Below are 13140 nucleotides of genomic sequence, written 5' to 3' on the forward strand. Positions count from 1 at the left end.
TACGAGGGCGCCCGGCGGGACGGCCCTGTCACAAGCGCGGGTGCTGCTTCGTCGGACGGGGAAACATCGACCGACAGGAGCAGAGAGATGCGAATCTTCATCGCCGGGGCGACCGGAGCGGTCGGGAGCCGACTGGTCCCACTCCTCGTCGAGGCGGGCCACGACGTCACCGGCTCGACCCGCCGCGACACAGGCTGCGAGGCCCTTCACGCCCAGGGCGCGACCGGCATCGTCATGGACCCGTTGTCGGCGGAGAGCGTGCTCGCCGCCGTCGCCGAGGCCAAGCCGGAAGTGATCGTGCACGAGCTCACCGCACTCAGCGGGCTCAGCGGCAACCTCAAGAAGTGGGACCAGGAGTTCGCGATGACGAACCGGCTGCGGACCGAGGGCACCGACCACCTGCTGGCGGCCGCCGCTACTCACGGCGTACGCCGCTTCGTCGCGCAGAGCTTCGGCGGAGGCTGGGCCTACGATCGCACCGGCGGCGCGGTCAAGTCCGAGGACGATCCCCTGATCGGTGACCCGGGCAAGGAGGCGCGCGCGTCGCTCGCGGCGATCCGTCACCTCGAGGACACCGTCACGGGTGCGCCGGGGATCGAGGGGATCGTGCTGCGCTACGGCAACTTCTACGGACCCGGCAACGCCACCTCCCGCGACGGCGCCCTCGCCGACCTGCTTCGCCAGGGCAAGCTGCCCGTGGTCGGCGGAGGCACCGGAGTGTGGTCGTTCGTCCACATCGACGACGTCGGTTCCGCAACCGTGGCTGCCGTCGAGCGGGGTGCGCCCGGCATCTACAACATCGTCGACGACGAGCCGGCGCCGGTGAACCAGTGGCTCCCCTTCCTGGCCGAGCAGGTCGGCGGCAAGAAGCCGATGCGGCTGCCCGCCTGGATCGCACGTCCGCTGATCGGCCAGTTCGGCACGGCACTGATGACCTCCGTGCGCGGATCGTCCAACGCCAAGGCCAAGCAGGCGCTTGGCTGGACTCCGACGTACGCGACCTGGCGTCAGGGCTTCAAGACCGGCATCGGGTGATCCCGCCGAGCCCTCTCCTGGTCTGTGTTCATGACGCGGGCAGGCGCTCTGGCAGCTCGAGCAGCGGGAACTGGTCCGCGTGGAACGTGATGATCTCGGTGATCGCTCCGCCGGCGATGCGTAGGACGTCGATCGTCAGCGGAAGGTAGGCCCCCTCCTCCGCGTGCCAGTGGTAGTAGGCAACGGCGGGCTGCCTGTTCACGGAGGTGGGGACCGTGCGCAGGCCCGTCATGCCCTCGAAGCCGCTCTCGACCCAGTAGTCCACCACCGCGTCGCGGCCGACGTACAGGCCCGGTGTCGGCGGCATCGAAGTGCGGACGTCGTCCGTCACGAGCGCGGCGAGCCTGTCGATGTCGGTGTCCACGCTGGCGTCGGTGTAGCGCCGTACGAGCTCGCGCGTTCCGAGGTCCTCGTCGCCGCCGGCCCAGTCCTGCCGCTCGGCAGGCAGGTGCTCGCGCATGCCGGCGCGGGCCCGCTGCAGCGCGCTGTTGACGGAGTTGACGGTGTCCCCCAGGAGCTCCGCGACGTCCTTCGCCGGCCAGCCGAGCACGTCCCGCATGATCAGCACGGCCCGCGGGCGCGGCGCGAGGTGCTGGACGGCGACCAGGTAGGCCAGCTCGATCGTCTCGCGGGCGACGGCGACGGCCTCCGGCTCGTCCGCGTCGTCGGCGGGCAGCTCGTCGAGCAACCGGTCCGGGTAGGGCTGCAGCCACAGCACCTCGCCCCCGGTCGCGGGTTCCGGGCGGCGCTTGGCAAGCAGGTCCAGGCACGCGTTGGTGGCGATCCGGTACAGCCAGGCCCGGAACGTCGACCGCCCCTCGAACGTCTCCCGCCGCCGCCACGCCCGGAGGAAGGTTTCCTGCACGGTGTCCTCGGCATCCTGGAACGACCCGAGCATCCGGTAGCAGTGCACATGAAGCTCACGCCGGTGCCGCTCCACCAACCGCGAGAACTCTGGCTCGTCGACCTTGCTGAGTCCGCTTCGTTCCGGTTCGTTCATGCCGAGCTCCTCCAGCCGCACGTCCGCACTCATCACGTCATCCTTCCGTCTCGTCGTCCCCTTGTACGTGTGACGGATACGGCGGCGACGACTCATCACTGTGCCGGCGGGCACGACGCCGAGGCGCGGGCGAGCTGGGCGGACGCTGCCTTTCAGCTCACGTGACCCAGATGAAGACCCACGCAGCCGGGACGAGGAGAACCGCCACGCGAAGGACGCCGAGGATCCGCGAGATCGGCGGAGGAGGATTACTGGATCGCAGCGTCGCCCATCGCACGCTCAGCAGCAAGAGAAAGGTTGCGGCGAGCGCGAACGGCACCACCCACAACCACAGGTAGGCGGCTAGGAACCCCTTCTCGCGGCTCGACAAGCACCAGTCGGGTGCCTCGCAGCCGGGCGGTCGCGCCTCCGAGAGCCAAGGCCAGAATCCGATCGCTGCGGGCAGGACGACGAAGCCCACAGCCACGGTCGCGAGCCATCCTCCCCACCACCGTGCTGTGCTCACAGCTCAGTGTCGCCGCGCCTGGGTTCACGTCGTGTTGATGAGGCGGAGCTCCTCCGCTTGGCGGCTGTCGGGCTACTGAGAGCTCACTCGACCGACGGGCCCACGCTCCCCCGCGCCGCACTCAGCGCGATCGCCACCGCGGCCGAGGTGAGCAGCGCGAGGGCCGGCGGGAGCCAGAAGAGCGGATTCTCGATGTCGCTCAACCGAATGACCATGCAAACGAGAGCCACCACCGCGAACAGCGCCGTACCGACCGCGGTTCGGAGCGCACGGCGTGCCCGGCGGCCGGCGACGTGCCGTCCTCGCCACCACTGCGCGACCACGTTGGCCGTGGCGAGGCTGTAGCAGACCGCCACGAACGGAAGCCCTTTCTCGGCGTCGGTGAACGGCGCGATCCCGATCCAGCCGACGGCCGTCGCCAGGAACGCGAGCGTCGTGAGAACCCCCGCAAGGCCGAGCCCGCGGTAGGCATCGAGCAAGCGGAGGGTCCTGAGCACCATCTGCTCCGGGTCACCCTTCCGCGCTTCGGTGGCCGCATCGGCATCGACTCTCGCGGAGACCTCGGCATGTCGGGCCTCGACCTTGTCCCGCAGACACCGATACATGTAGTCGAGCGCTTCGGAGTCCGTGGCGAACGATCGCCGGGTCGCCTCGATCGGTGCCGCCGCCGCGTCGGTCGCGAACACCGTCCAGGCGCCGTCGAGCGGCGTGAACACCACGGCATCGGCTCGCGTTTCGTCTCCCTCGTCGAGGAAGCAGGCGTTGCCGTAGCCCTGGGCCGCGACCCGCCTGGACTTCAGCTGCTTCCTGTCCACGGCGCGGATCGTACCCACGGTTGTCCGGCCGCCTGATCGCGAGGACCGACGAGGTGGTTGGCTTATCCCCGAACCTGACGAAAGCGGGCCGAACGACCATGGACAACACCCCCGAGATGGTTGCCGAGATTGACCGCCTGGACGAGGCGGTGAGAGCAGCGCCCGCCGGAGACACGACGGCGCAGATCGCGCTGTGGCAGCAGGTCACACGGCTGGAGCACTGGTTCTTCATCGCGAGAGGCTCGGCCGAGCAGCCTCGTCCGTACAGTGTGGCCTCCGCGCAGGGCCCGATGATCTGCCTCTACAGCAGCGCCGCGCGGGCCACCGACGCCGCCCGCGCCCTCGGCGTGGCCGACCCTGACGGTGCGCCGGTGCCGCTGTTCGGCGTGCCGATGCCTGCCGCCATCGACTACGTCGCGTCGTACGGGCAGGCCGGCGTCGTCGGCGTGACACTGGACCACCCACGGATCGGCCACTACATCCCGCTCGCGAACCTTGGTGTGCTCAAGGGCTGGGTCGAAGGATCCGCGCAGTGAGCGGCGCCGGCTCGGGCGACAGCTTCGTCGAGGTGATCGCGCGCGAGGTGGAGGGCAACCCCGGCAACCTGGCGCTGCGCGAGGACTTCGTCACGTTGCTCCTGGAGCAGGACCCGGACCGCGCCGCCATCGAGCTGAACACTCTTGAGACCCTCGGCGGTGATCCGGCGCGGGTCCGCCTCTTGCGCGCGCGACTGATGGCGGCGCGACTGCGAGCCTCGGACGCGGATCCGACCCCGGCCGTTCCTGCTCCGGCCGATGGCGACCACCACGACATCAGCGCTGCTGCGTCCGCGTCGCTGTGGGACGCCGAGCGGCCGGCGGTGACACTCGCCGACGTCGCGGGGCTCGCCGAGGTCAAGCAACACCTGGACACCACGTTCCTGGCTCCGCTGCGCAATCCCGACTTGGCCGCGGCGTTCGGGCAGACTCCGGGCGGGTCTCTGCTGATGTACGGCCCACCTGGGTGCGGCAAGACCTTCATCGCCAAGGCGATCGCCGGTGACCTCGGAGCGTCGTTCATCCACGTGACCCTCGCGGATCTGCTCAGCAAGTGGATCGGTGAGAGCGAGAAGGCGATCCAGAGCGTGTTCCGCGATGCACGCGCAGCAGCACCGTGCGTGATCTTCTTCGACGAGTTCGACGCGCTCGGCGGACGACGTACGTCCGGTGGCGGCGGGTCGCAGTCGATGCGGATGCTCGTCACCCAGCTCCTCGAGGAGCTCGACGGCGTCGCCAGCAAGAACGACGGCGTCTACTTCCTGGCTGCGACCAACCGCCCGTGGGACATCGACTCCGCGCTGCGTCGACCGGGTCGCATCGACAAGACGGTGCTGGTGCTGCCGCCGGACACGGTCGCCCGGGCGGCGATCGTCCAGGGTGCGCTGGAGGGCAAGCCGGCCGACGGTGTCGATGCCGTGGCGGTCGCGACTGCCACCGAAGGGTTCTCCGGTGCTGACCTCAGCCACCTGGCGACCACGGCGCTGCAGCAGGCCATGGCTCTGTCGATGAACAGCGGCACCCTGGTGCCCGTCACCACCGAAGCGCTGCTCACCGCAGCAGGCAGCATCACCCCGTCCACGACGTCCTGGTTCGACCAGGTGGCGCCCGTGCTGGAGTACGGCGTCGACGACGGCACTTTCGACCAGCTCCGGGCATACCGGGTGAAGCGAGGAATGCGATGACGAGCTCGGGCAGCACGACCCCCGACGGCCAGGACGCGGTGGAGCGGGACCTCGAGCTCGCCTGGGAGCTCTTCGAAGCGCAGCCCACGCACCCCAAGGTCGGCGAGCTGGCGCTGCGAGTGCTGGCTTCCCAGCCGGAGCGAAGCAGCGTGTCGCTGTTGCTCGGCAACCACCGTGAGGTCAGCGGCGAGGCCGACGAGGCGCGGCGCCTCTATCTCGAGGTGGCGGGCCGCCGCGACGGCCAGTTCATCAATGCGGCTCGCGCCGTCCGGCATCTTGCAGCCGCTGAGCACGACTATCCCGAGGCGCTGCGGTGGGCGCGCACCGTGCTCGGCGAGAGCCAGGAGGAGTGGGACGACTGGATGGAGCTGGGGTGCGCCCTGGCTTTCTCCGGGGAGCACGAGGTCGGCTGGAAGCAGCTCGACGACGCAGTGGAGCTGTGCGCCCGAACGGCTCCGGACGAGCTCTCCCAGGCACTCGGGATGCGGGCGGTGTACCTGCTCGGAAGCTTCGCGCCGCCCGACCGTTTCGTCCCCGCGGCCGAGGAAGCCATCCGTGCTGATGCGGCGAACTCGTGGGTGTCGGTGATGCTGGGCTGGTCGTACCTGGTGCAGTACCGGTTCACCGACGCCGAACAGCTCGCGCTGCGGCTGCTGCGCGAGGATCCGACCGAGGACCAGTTCCAGTACCTGGTGGGGACCGCGCGAACGATGCAGCGGATCGTCGAGAACGCCGACGCCCAGGGCTACACCATCGAGGACGTCCGACGGACCGGTGTGCTCGAGATGACGTGGCAGCAGCTCCGCGACCGGGAGCTCGGCATCGATCTGCGCTCCGCGCTGGCCGCGTTGGACGACGCGATGCCCGCCGACCTGCGCGACACGCTGCTCCCCGGAGCCTCGTTCTCTGACGAGGCCGACATGCCCGGCGCCATGGCCGCGGACGATCTGGTGACCTGGCGTGACGGCCAGCGGCCCGGCACCGGCGCCGCCTGGGCGCAGCCCGAGCCGTTCCGCCTGATGTCCGCGGCCGAGATCCGAGACATGACCAGCGCGATCGAGGCGGAGCCCGCGGCGTACCCGGATTGGCCTGAGAACGACGCCTGGGAACCGGTGATGACCGACGACGCTGGCGCGTACCTGGTCGTGGTGGCCTTCGGCGCGCTGATCAAGCGCCGCAGCGGGCAGCCCGACGAACCCGTCGCCGCGTCGATGGCGGACTGGATCTGGGACCGGGTGGCCGACTTCGGTGGTCGGGATCCGCGACCCGCACCGCGGAAGGACATCGTCCCCGCCAGCGCGGACGAATCGCCGGGGACTGCCTCGGAGCGCGTGTTCGAGATCGCAGACTTCGTCCCGCACGCGCCCGTCGAGCTCGACGTCATCGCGCGGTTCCGTGGACGCGTGCCCGACGAGCTCATCGCGATCTGGGAGCAGTACGGCTACGGGACCTTTGCCGACGGGTTCCTGCGTGTCATCAACCCCTCGCTGTACGAGGCGGAGGTCGGTGACTGCATCGGCAAGACCCAAGGCGACGGCATCGCCATCCCGATCATGGTGACCGGACTCGGCGACCTGATCACCTGGGAACCCAGCGTGGGGGTCATCGCCATCCTGTACCGCGAAGGGAGGACGGTCGGGCTCGGCAGCACCGTCCGCACCTTCGTGCGGCTGACCGTCCTGGACGGAGCCGAGGAGCTTTCGGAGACCTTCAACTGGGACGTCTTCCCCGAGGCGATCGCCGCTCACGGGGAGCTGCCGTACGACAAGTCGTTCATTTTCGTGCCCCTGTTGTCGCTGGGGGGATCCGCCACGGTGGAGAACCTGCAGGTGCGCGACACGATCACCGCCATCCAGATGATGGTCGAGCTCCAAGGCGTGATCGGTCACTGACCGATCAGCGCGTACGTCGTGCTCAGAACTCCTTGGGCATGTCGATGAACCGCGAGTAGTGGCCCTGGAACGTCACCGTCGCCGTACCGGGCTGGCCGGAGCGGTTCTTGGCGACGATGAAGTCGGCCTCGCCGAGGCGCTCGGACTCCTGCTCGTACATGTCGGGGCGGTGCAGCAGGATGACGATGTCGGCGTCCTGCTCGATCGAGCCCGACTCTCGTAGGTCCGACAGCATCGGGCGCTTGTCCGTACGCTGCTCCGAGCCACGGTTCAGCTGGCTGATCGCGATGATCGGCACCTCGAGCTCCTTGGCGAGCAGCTTGATCTGGCGCGAGAACTCCGAGACCTCGACCTGACGGTTCTCGACCTTCTTGCCGGACGTCATCAGCTGGAGGTAGTCGATGACGATCATCTTGAGGTCGTGGCGCTGCTTCAGCCGCCGGGCCTTGGCGCGGATCTCCATCATCGTCATGTTCGGCGAGTCGTCGATGAACATCGGAGCCGACGACACCTCGCCCATCCGGCGAGCGAGCTTGGCCCACTGGTCGTCGCTCAGCGACCCTGACCGCATCTCGTGCAGCCCGACGCGCGCCTCGGCCGACAGCAGACGCATCGTGATCTCGATGCGGCTCATCTCCAGCGAGAAGATGGCGGTCGTCAGCCCGTGCTTGATCGCCGCGGCGCGGCAGACGTCCAGGCCGAGCGTGGACTTGCCGACACCGGGTCGTGCGGCGACGACGATCATCTGGCCCGGGTGGAACCCGTTGGTCAGCCGGTCGAGGTCGGCGAACCCGGTCGGGACGCCAGCCATCTGACCGTCGCGGGCAGCGATCGCCTCAAGCTCGTCGAACGTCGCCTCCATGAGGTCGTTGAGGACCGAGTAGTCCTCCGACGTCCGCTGCTCGGTGACCCCGAAGACCTCCGACTGCGCGGTGTCGACGATGTCGTCGATCTCGCCCTCGCCGGCGTAACCCATCTGGGCGATCTTGGTGCCCGCGGAGATGAGCCGACGCAGGATCGCCTTCTCGCGCACGATGTCGGCGTAGTAGCCGGCGTTGGCGGCGATCGGCACGTTGGCGACCAGCGTGTGGAGATACGGAGCGCCACCGATCTTGGCGAGCTCGCCCCGGCGCTGCAGCGCGGCCGAGACCGTGACCGCGTCGGCCGGCTCGCCCCGCCCGTAGAGGTCGAGGATGGCGTCGAAGATCTCCTCGTGCGCCGGCCGGTAGAAGTCGATGGCTTTGACCGACTCCAGGACGTCGGCGATCGCGTCCTTCGAGAGCATCATCGCGCCGAGGACGGACTGCTCAGCGTTGTTGTCCTGCGGTGGGGTGCGGTCGACCTGGCTGCCGCCGTAGCCGTAGTCGTCGTCCGGCGGCTCCTGCACCGCACCCAGCTCGGCAACGCTCAACGCAAGTCCACCCCTCGTACGCTCGACCCCGTCACGGACTGCGAGGCCCACCCACGTCTCGGCGGGCGAACCACATCGGTGTGATTCACCCTCGAGCGTACGCGGGGCCTCCGACGGATCTCGAGGAGCCCGCAGCCACCCCTGCTGCTTCGACGAACTTCCCGACCACCCACCGAACGTGAAGCAAACTACGCGCCCGAGCCCGTGTCCTGCCAGTCGCGTGCAGCGGTGGACGCACAACCTTTGTGGATCTCGACCACATTTATGTGGATAACTGCGGTTGTGCATGTGCACAGGTTGTGGGTATCTGTGTGGATTACCGCGGCGGAGTATCCACACCTGTGGGCTGACCTGGGGAAACGTCGTCCCCCGCGTGTGGAACGAAACTCGCAGGCGGGCGTGTCTCTCAAGTTGCACACAGGCTGGAACCGATCTAAATTGCCCGGCCGCGCCCGACATGTCCGAATCCGGCACTCGTCGACGTGCCATGTCCACACCCTCCTGGAGCGCTAGCCTCAGCCACGTGAGCGACACGATCCACATCGACGGGCTCCACAAGAGCTTTGGGACGACGCGCGCCTTGGACGGTTTGGACCTCGTGGTCGAGACCGGCGAGGTTCACGGCTTCCTCGGTCCGAACGGCGCCGGGAAGTCCACCACCATCCGGGTCCTGCTCGGCATGCTGCGCCACGACGGCGGGACGGTCCGGCTGCTCGACGGCGACCCGTGGTCCGACGCGACCGCGCTTCACCGACGACTCGCCTACGTCCCCGGTGACGTGACCCTGTGGCCGAACCTCTCCGGCGGCGAGGTCATCGATCTCCTCGGCAGGCTCCGCGGCGGGGTCGACCGCGCCCGACGCGACGACCTGATCGAGCGCTTCCAGCTCGACCCGACGAAACGCGGCCGCAGCTACTCGAAAGGCAATCGCCAGAAGGTCGCCCTGGTCGCCGGGCTCGCGGCGAACACCGAGCTGCTGCTCCTGGACGAACCCACCTCCGGACTCGACCCGCTCATGGAGGAGGTGTTCCGCGGCGCCGTCCAGGAGGTTCGCGAGCAGGGTCGGACTGTCCTGCTCTCGAGCCACATCCTGAGCGAGGTAGAGGCCCTCTGCGACCGCGTCACGATCATCCGCGAGGGCAGAACCGTCGAGTCCGGGACGCTCGCCGAGATGCGGCACCTCACCCGTACGTCGGTCGACGTGACCACGTCGCGTCCCCTCGAAGGGCTCGACGCCCTCGCCGGCATCCATGACCTGGTCCTCGAGCAGGGCGGCGCCCGTGCGCGCTTCGACGTCGACACCGCCCGGATCGGCGAGACGCTCACCCACCTCGGGACCTTCGGAATCACGGCTCTGACCAGTACACCTCCGACGCTCGAGGAGCTGTTCCTCCGCCACTACGGCGACGAGATCGAGGCCGCCGAGGAGCCGGTGTCGTGACCGACTCCTTCACCGGCACGGGCACGCTGGTCCGGCTCGCTCTGCGGCGCACCCGCTTCGCGCTGCTCTGGTGGTTCGTCGGCATCAGCGCGCTGTACTACGTCACCGCGGTCAGCCTCGCCGCGACGTACCCCGACCAAGCCTCGCTCGACCGGCTCGCCGCCTCCGTCGAGGGCAACGCGGCACTCCTCGCGATGGCCGGTCCCGACTACGCGCTCGACACCCTCGGCGGCCAGACCGCGTGGCAGACCTCGGCGTTCGGCGCGATCCTCGCCGGACTGATGAGCACCTTCCTCGTCGTCCGCCTGACGCGCGCCGGCGAGGAGAACGGGCAGGACGAGCTGATCCGCGCCGACGTCGTGGGCCGGTCGGCGACGACGGCCGCCGCCCTCGTCATCACGAGCGCGATCAACGTCGTCCTCGTCGTCGCGGTCGCCCTCCTCCTCATCGCGAGCGACCTTCCTGTCGCGGGGTCGTGGGCGCTCGCGCTGGCGCTCGGCTGCGCGGGACTCGTGTTCATGGGATTCGCGCTCGTCTTCTGCCAGGTGTCGAGCACGACCCGCGGCGCGTGGGGCATGAGCGGCGGCGTCATCGCCCTCGCGTACCTGCTCCGGGCTGTCGGGGACGTCGGCAACGGCGCCCTGTCGTGGCTCTCGCCGATCGGCTGGGGCCAGCAGATGCGGGCGTACGACGACGAGCGCTGGTGGCCAGCCTTGCTGTCGCTCGCCGTCGCCATCGCTCTCTGCGGCCTGGCGCGGGCGCTCTTCGACCGGCGAGACTTCGGCGCCGGTCTCGTCGCGGCACGGCGCGGTCCGGGGACCCGCGAGTGGCGCGGCGGCGCGTACGAGCTCGCCTGGCGCCTGCAGCGTCCGACCGTGATCGGATGGCTGATCGGCCTCGCCGTCGGCGGGTTCGCGTACGGGTCGATCGGCGACGACGTCGGCGACCTCGTCGGCGACGGCGACCTGTCGGACGTGATGACCGGCGGCGAGACCAGCGGGACGGCACTCGTCGACGGCTTCTACGCCAGCGCCGTCCTGCTGCTGGCGATCGCGGCCGCTGCCTTCGGGGTGGCCTCAGTGCTGCGCGCCCGCGCCGAGGAGGTCAACGGCCGCCTCGAACCCGTGCTGACGACCGCGCTCTCGCGGCCGACGTACCTCAGCAGCCACCTGCTCGTGGCACTCGGCGCCTCGACGCTCGGGATCGCCCTCGCTGGCTTCGCGACCGGCCTCATGAACGGCGTCGTGTCAGGCGACTACGGGAGGGTCTGGCCGCTCACCTGGGCCGGGCTCTCGTACGCTCCCGCGATCTGGGTCCTGATCGGCGTCGCGGTGGCACTCATCGGCCTCGTCCCGCGACTGACGTCGTTGGCCTGGGTCGCCATCGTGTTCGCGGCGGTGGTGATGTTCTTCGGGCCCCTGCTCCAGTTCCCCGACTGGGTCACCAACGTGTCGCCGTTCTCCCACCTGGCGATGGTGCCGCTCGAAGATCTGTCGTGGCCCCCGATCATGTGGTTGACGGCGGTCGCCGTCGCGCTCCTGGCTGCGGGCTACGTCGGGTTCCGTCGGAGGGACGTGGTCAACTAGCCCGGTGAGGTGGCACCTGGACGCGCGCGATCGCGAGATCTTCCGCATCTCCGTCCCGGCGTTCGCGGCTCTCGTCTCCGAGCCGTTGATGCTCGCCGCCGACACCGCGATCATCGGCCACCTCGGCACCGACCCCCTCGCCGGTCTCGCGCTCGCGTCGACGGTGCTCCAGACGTTCGTCGGGCTGTGCGTCTTCCTCGCGTACGGCACGACAGCCTCGGTCGGTCGCCACATCGGCGCGGGAGACCTGCGCGGGGCCATGACGACCGGCATGAGCGGCGTCTGGCTCGCCGTCATCATCGGCGCACTCGCCGCCGTGGTCGCCGGAGCCGGCGCCTCGCTGCTCATCGGTGCCTTCGGCGCCGACGACGCCGTGACCGACCAGGGCGTCACCTACCTCGTGTGGGCGGCCCCGGGCATCCCCGCGATGCTCGTCGTCCTCGCTGCCACCGGTGTCCTGCGCGGCATGCAGGACCTCAAGACGCCCCTCTACACGGTCGTCGTCGCGAACATCGTCAATGTGCTCCTCAACCTCGCGCTGGTCTACGGGCTCGACATGGGGATCCGCGGTGCCGCCATCGGCACCACCGTTGCGCAGCTCGGCTCCGGCGTGTTCCTCGCGTACGTCGTGGTCCGCGCGGTGCGCGCCCAGCACGCCCCGGTGCGCCCCCAGCGCTCCGGTATCCACGAGGCCGCGCGCGCCGGCGTCGCCCTCGTCGTTCGTACGCTCACCCTGCGGGCCGCACTCCTGATCGCGACCGCCGTCGCCGCGACGATGGGCTCGGCGGCGCTCGCCGCGCACCAGATCGCCGTGACGATCGTGACGATCCTCGCGTTCGCCCTCGACGCGATCGCGATCGCCGGTCAGACGTTGACGGGCCGCTCCCTCGGCGCGGGCGACATCGCCGGCACGCGGTCCACGACCCGGCGGATGATCGGCTGGGGCGTCGTCTCGGGCATCGTCGCAGCGGTCCTGCTCCTCGCTTCCGCACCCTGGCTCCCGGACCTCTTCACCTCCGACGAGGACGTGCGCCACCTGCTGATCGGCGCCCTCGTCGTCATCGCGCTGACGCAGCCGATCTCGGGAGTCGTCTTCGTGCTCGACGGCGTGCTGATCGGGGCGGGCGACGGCGCCTACCTCGCGTGGGCCGGCGTCGTCACCCTCGTCGCGTACGCCCCGCTGGCCGTCGCCGTCTGGCTGCTCGGTGGCGGACTCGTGTGGCTCTGGATCGCGTACGCGGCGTTCATGGTCGCGCGGATGGTCACGCTCGTGCTCCGCGAGCGGACCGATCGTTGGATGGTCGTCGGCGCGTAGTCGTCGGCGCGTAGTCGGCGGCGGCGCGTAGTCGGCGGCGGCGCGTAGGGGTAGGTGCGCGACGGGCGGCGCAGCAGCGGCCGGCGTCAGGCGAAGCGCGGTCAGGCGGCGCGGATGCGGCGGCCCGGCCCGTCCGAGCTCGACGCGCAGCTGACGCAGACCGCCTGAACGTCCACGTGCATGCCGCTGAGGTGCTCGTCGAGAACGAGGCAGCACTCGGCGCAGCGGTCGAGCCAGCCGTCGGCAGCGACGAACTCGGCGTCGCAGTCGATGCACATCACGACCAGCTCGCTCATCACGCGCCACCTCTCGAAGGACCGGGGAAACCCTTACGTGTCGAGTGTGCGCGCAGGCACTGACAAGACCGACGACGTGGTCCCGTCGGCGTGTCGGGCTCGCGACGCACGAGCAGCCTGATCG

The 13140-nt window shown here is 69.7% G+C and carries 12 protein-coding genes; 7 read left to right on the forward strand and 5 right to left on the reverse strand.

All coding sequences use genetic code 11. The features are described from left to right. The first annotated feature begins 87 nt into the window (after positions 1-87). The gene (locus GH747_RS02515; RefSeq protein WP_149767949.1) at positions 88-1035 is read left to right on the forward strand and encodes an NAD-dependent epimerase/dehydratase family protein; all 948 of its coding nucleotides are present in this window, start codon (positions 88-90) and stop codon (positions 1033-1035) included. A 28-nt stretch (positions 1036-1063) separates the two neighbouring features. On the opposite strand, the gene GH747_RS02520 is transcribed toward GH747_RS02515, so the two are convergent. From GH747_RS02520 to GH747_RS02530, 3 genes are all read right to left on the reverse strand, one after another. After that, positions 1064-2068, reverse strand: coding sequence for an RNA polymerase subunit sigma-70 (locus tag GH747_RS02520; protein WP_149767951.1), 1005 nt, complete (start codon positions 2066-2068; stop codon positions 1064-1066). 124 nt (positions 2069-2192) lie between these two features. Continuing rightward, positions 2193-2540 carry a hypothetical protein gene (locus GH747_RS02525; protein WP_149767953.1) on the reverse strand — a complete coding sequence of 116 codons (348 nt, stop codon included), beginning with the start codon at positions 2538-2540 and terminating at the stop codon, positions 2193-2195. 83 nt (positions 2541-2623) lie between these two features. Beyond that, on the reverse strand, positions 2624-3355 hold the full coding sequence (locus GH747_RS02530) for a hypothetical protein (protein ID WP_149767955.1): 732 nt from the start codon (positions 3353-3355) through the stop codon (positions 2624-2626). Positions 3356-3453: 98 nt separating this feature from the next. Between GH747_RS02530 and GH747_RS02535 the strand changes: the two genes are divergently transcribed. From GH747_RS02535 to GH747_RS02545, 3 genes are read left to right on the forward strand one after another with little or no spacing between them, the layout of a single operon-like run. Continuing rightward, positions 3454-3891: a hypothetical protein gene (locus GH747_RS02535; protein ID WP_149767957.1), complete on the forward strand. Its 438-nt coding sequence runs from the start codon at positions 3454-3456 to the stop codon at positions 3889-3891. Beyond that, positions 3888-5075, forward strand: coding sequence for an ATP-binding protein (locus GH747_RS02540; protein WP_149767959.1), 1188 nt, complete (start codon positions 3888-3890; stop codon positions 5073-5075). The genes GH747_RS02535 and GH747_RS02540 overlap by 4 nt, the downstream gene beginning before the upstream one ends. Beyond that, positions 5072-6967 (forward strand): T6SS immunity protein Tdi1 domain-containing protein, encoded by a 1896-nt coding sequence (locus GH747_RS02545; protein ID WP_205602729.1) that lies wholly within the window; start codon positions 5072-5074, stop codon positions 6965-6967. The genes GH747_RS02540 and GH747_RS02545 overlap by 4 nt, the downstream gene beginning before the upstream one ends. Positions 6968-6989: 22 nt before the next feature. Here GH747_RS02545 and dnaB read toward each other — a convergent pair whose 3' ends face one another. Next, the gene (gene dnaB, locus GH747_RS02555) at positions 6990-8354 is read right to left on the reverse strand and encodes a replicative DNA helicase (RefSeq protein ID WP_228552797.1); all 1365 of its coding nucleotides are present in this window, start codon (positions 8352-8354) and stop codon (positions 6990-6992) included. Positions 8355-8901: 547 nt separating this feature from the next. Here dnaB and GH747_RS02560 point away from each other — a divergent pair. From GH747_RS02560 to GH747_RS02570, 3 genes are read left to right on the forward strand one after another with little or no spacing between them, the layout of a single operon-like run. Continuing rightward, positions 8902-9819, forward strand: a complete 918-nt coding sequence (locus tag GH747_RS02560) for an ABC transporter ATP-binding protein (RefSeq protein ID WP_149767962.1) — start codon at positions 8902-8904, stop codon at positions 9817-9819. Beyond that, complete coding sequence (locus tag GH747_RS02565; RefSeq protein WP_149767964.1) at positions 9816-11405, forward strand: ABC transporter permease; 1590 nt, start codon at positions 9816-9818, stop codon at positions 11403-11405. Before GH747_RS02560 ends, GH747_RS02565 begins: the two co-directional genes overlap by 4 nt. Before the next feature lie 4 nt (positions 11406-11409). Beyond that, positions 11410-12720: an MATE family efflux transporter gene (locus GH747_RS02570; protein WP_228552741.1), complete on the forward strand. Its 1311-nt coding sequence runs from the start codon at positions 11410-11412 to the stop codon at positions 12718-12720. Between the two features lie 101 nt (positions 12721-12821). On the opposite strand, the gene GH747_RS02575 is transcribed toward GH747_RS02570, so the two are convergent. After that, positions 12822-13016 carry a hypothetical protein gene (locus tag GH747_RS02575; RefSeq protein WP_149767966.1) on the reverse strand — a complete coding sequence of 65 codons (195 nt, stop codon included), beginning with the start codon at positions 13014-13016 and terminating at the stop codon, positions 12822-12824. Positions 13017-13140: the final 124 nt, after the last annotated feature.

The sequence above is a fragment of the Mumia xiangluensis genome (genome assembly GCF_010994095.1).
GTDB lineage: Bacteria > Actinomycetota > Actinomycetes > Propionibacteriales > Nocardioidaceae > Mumia > Mumia xiangluensis.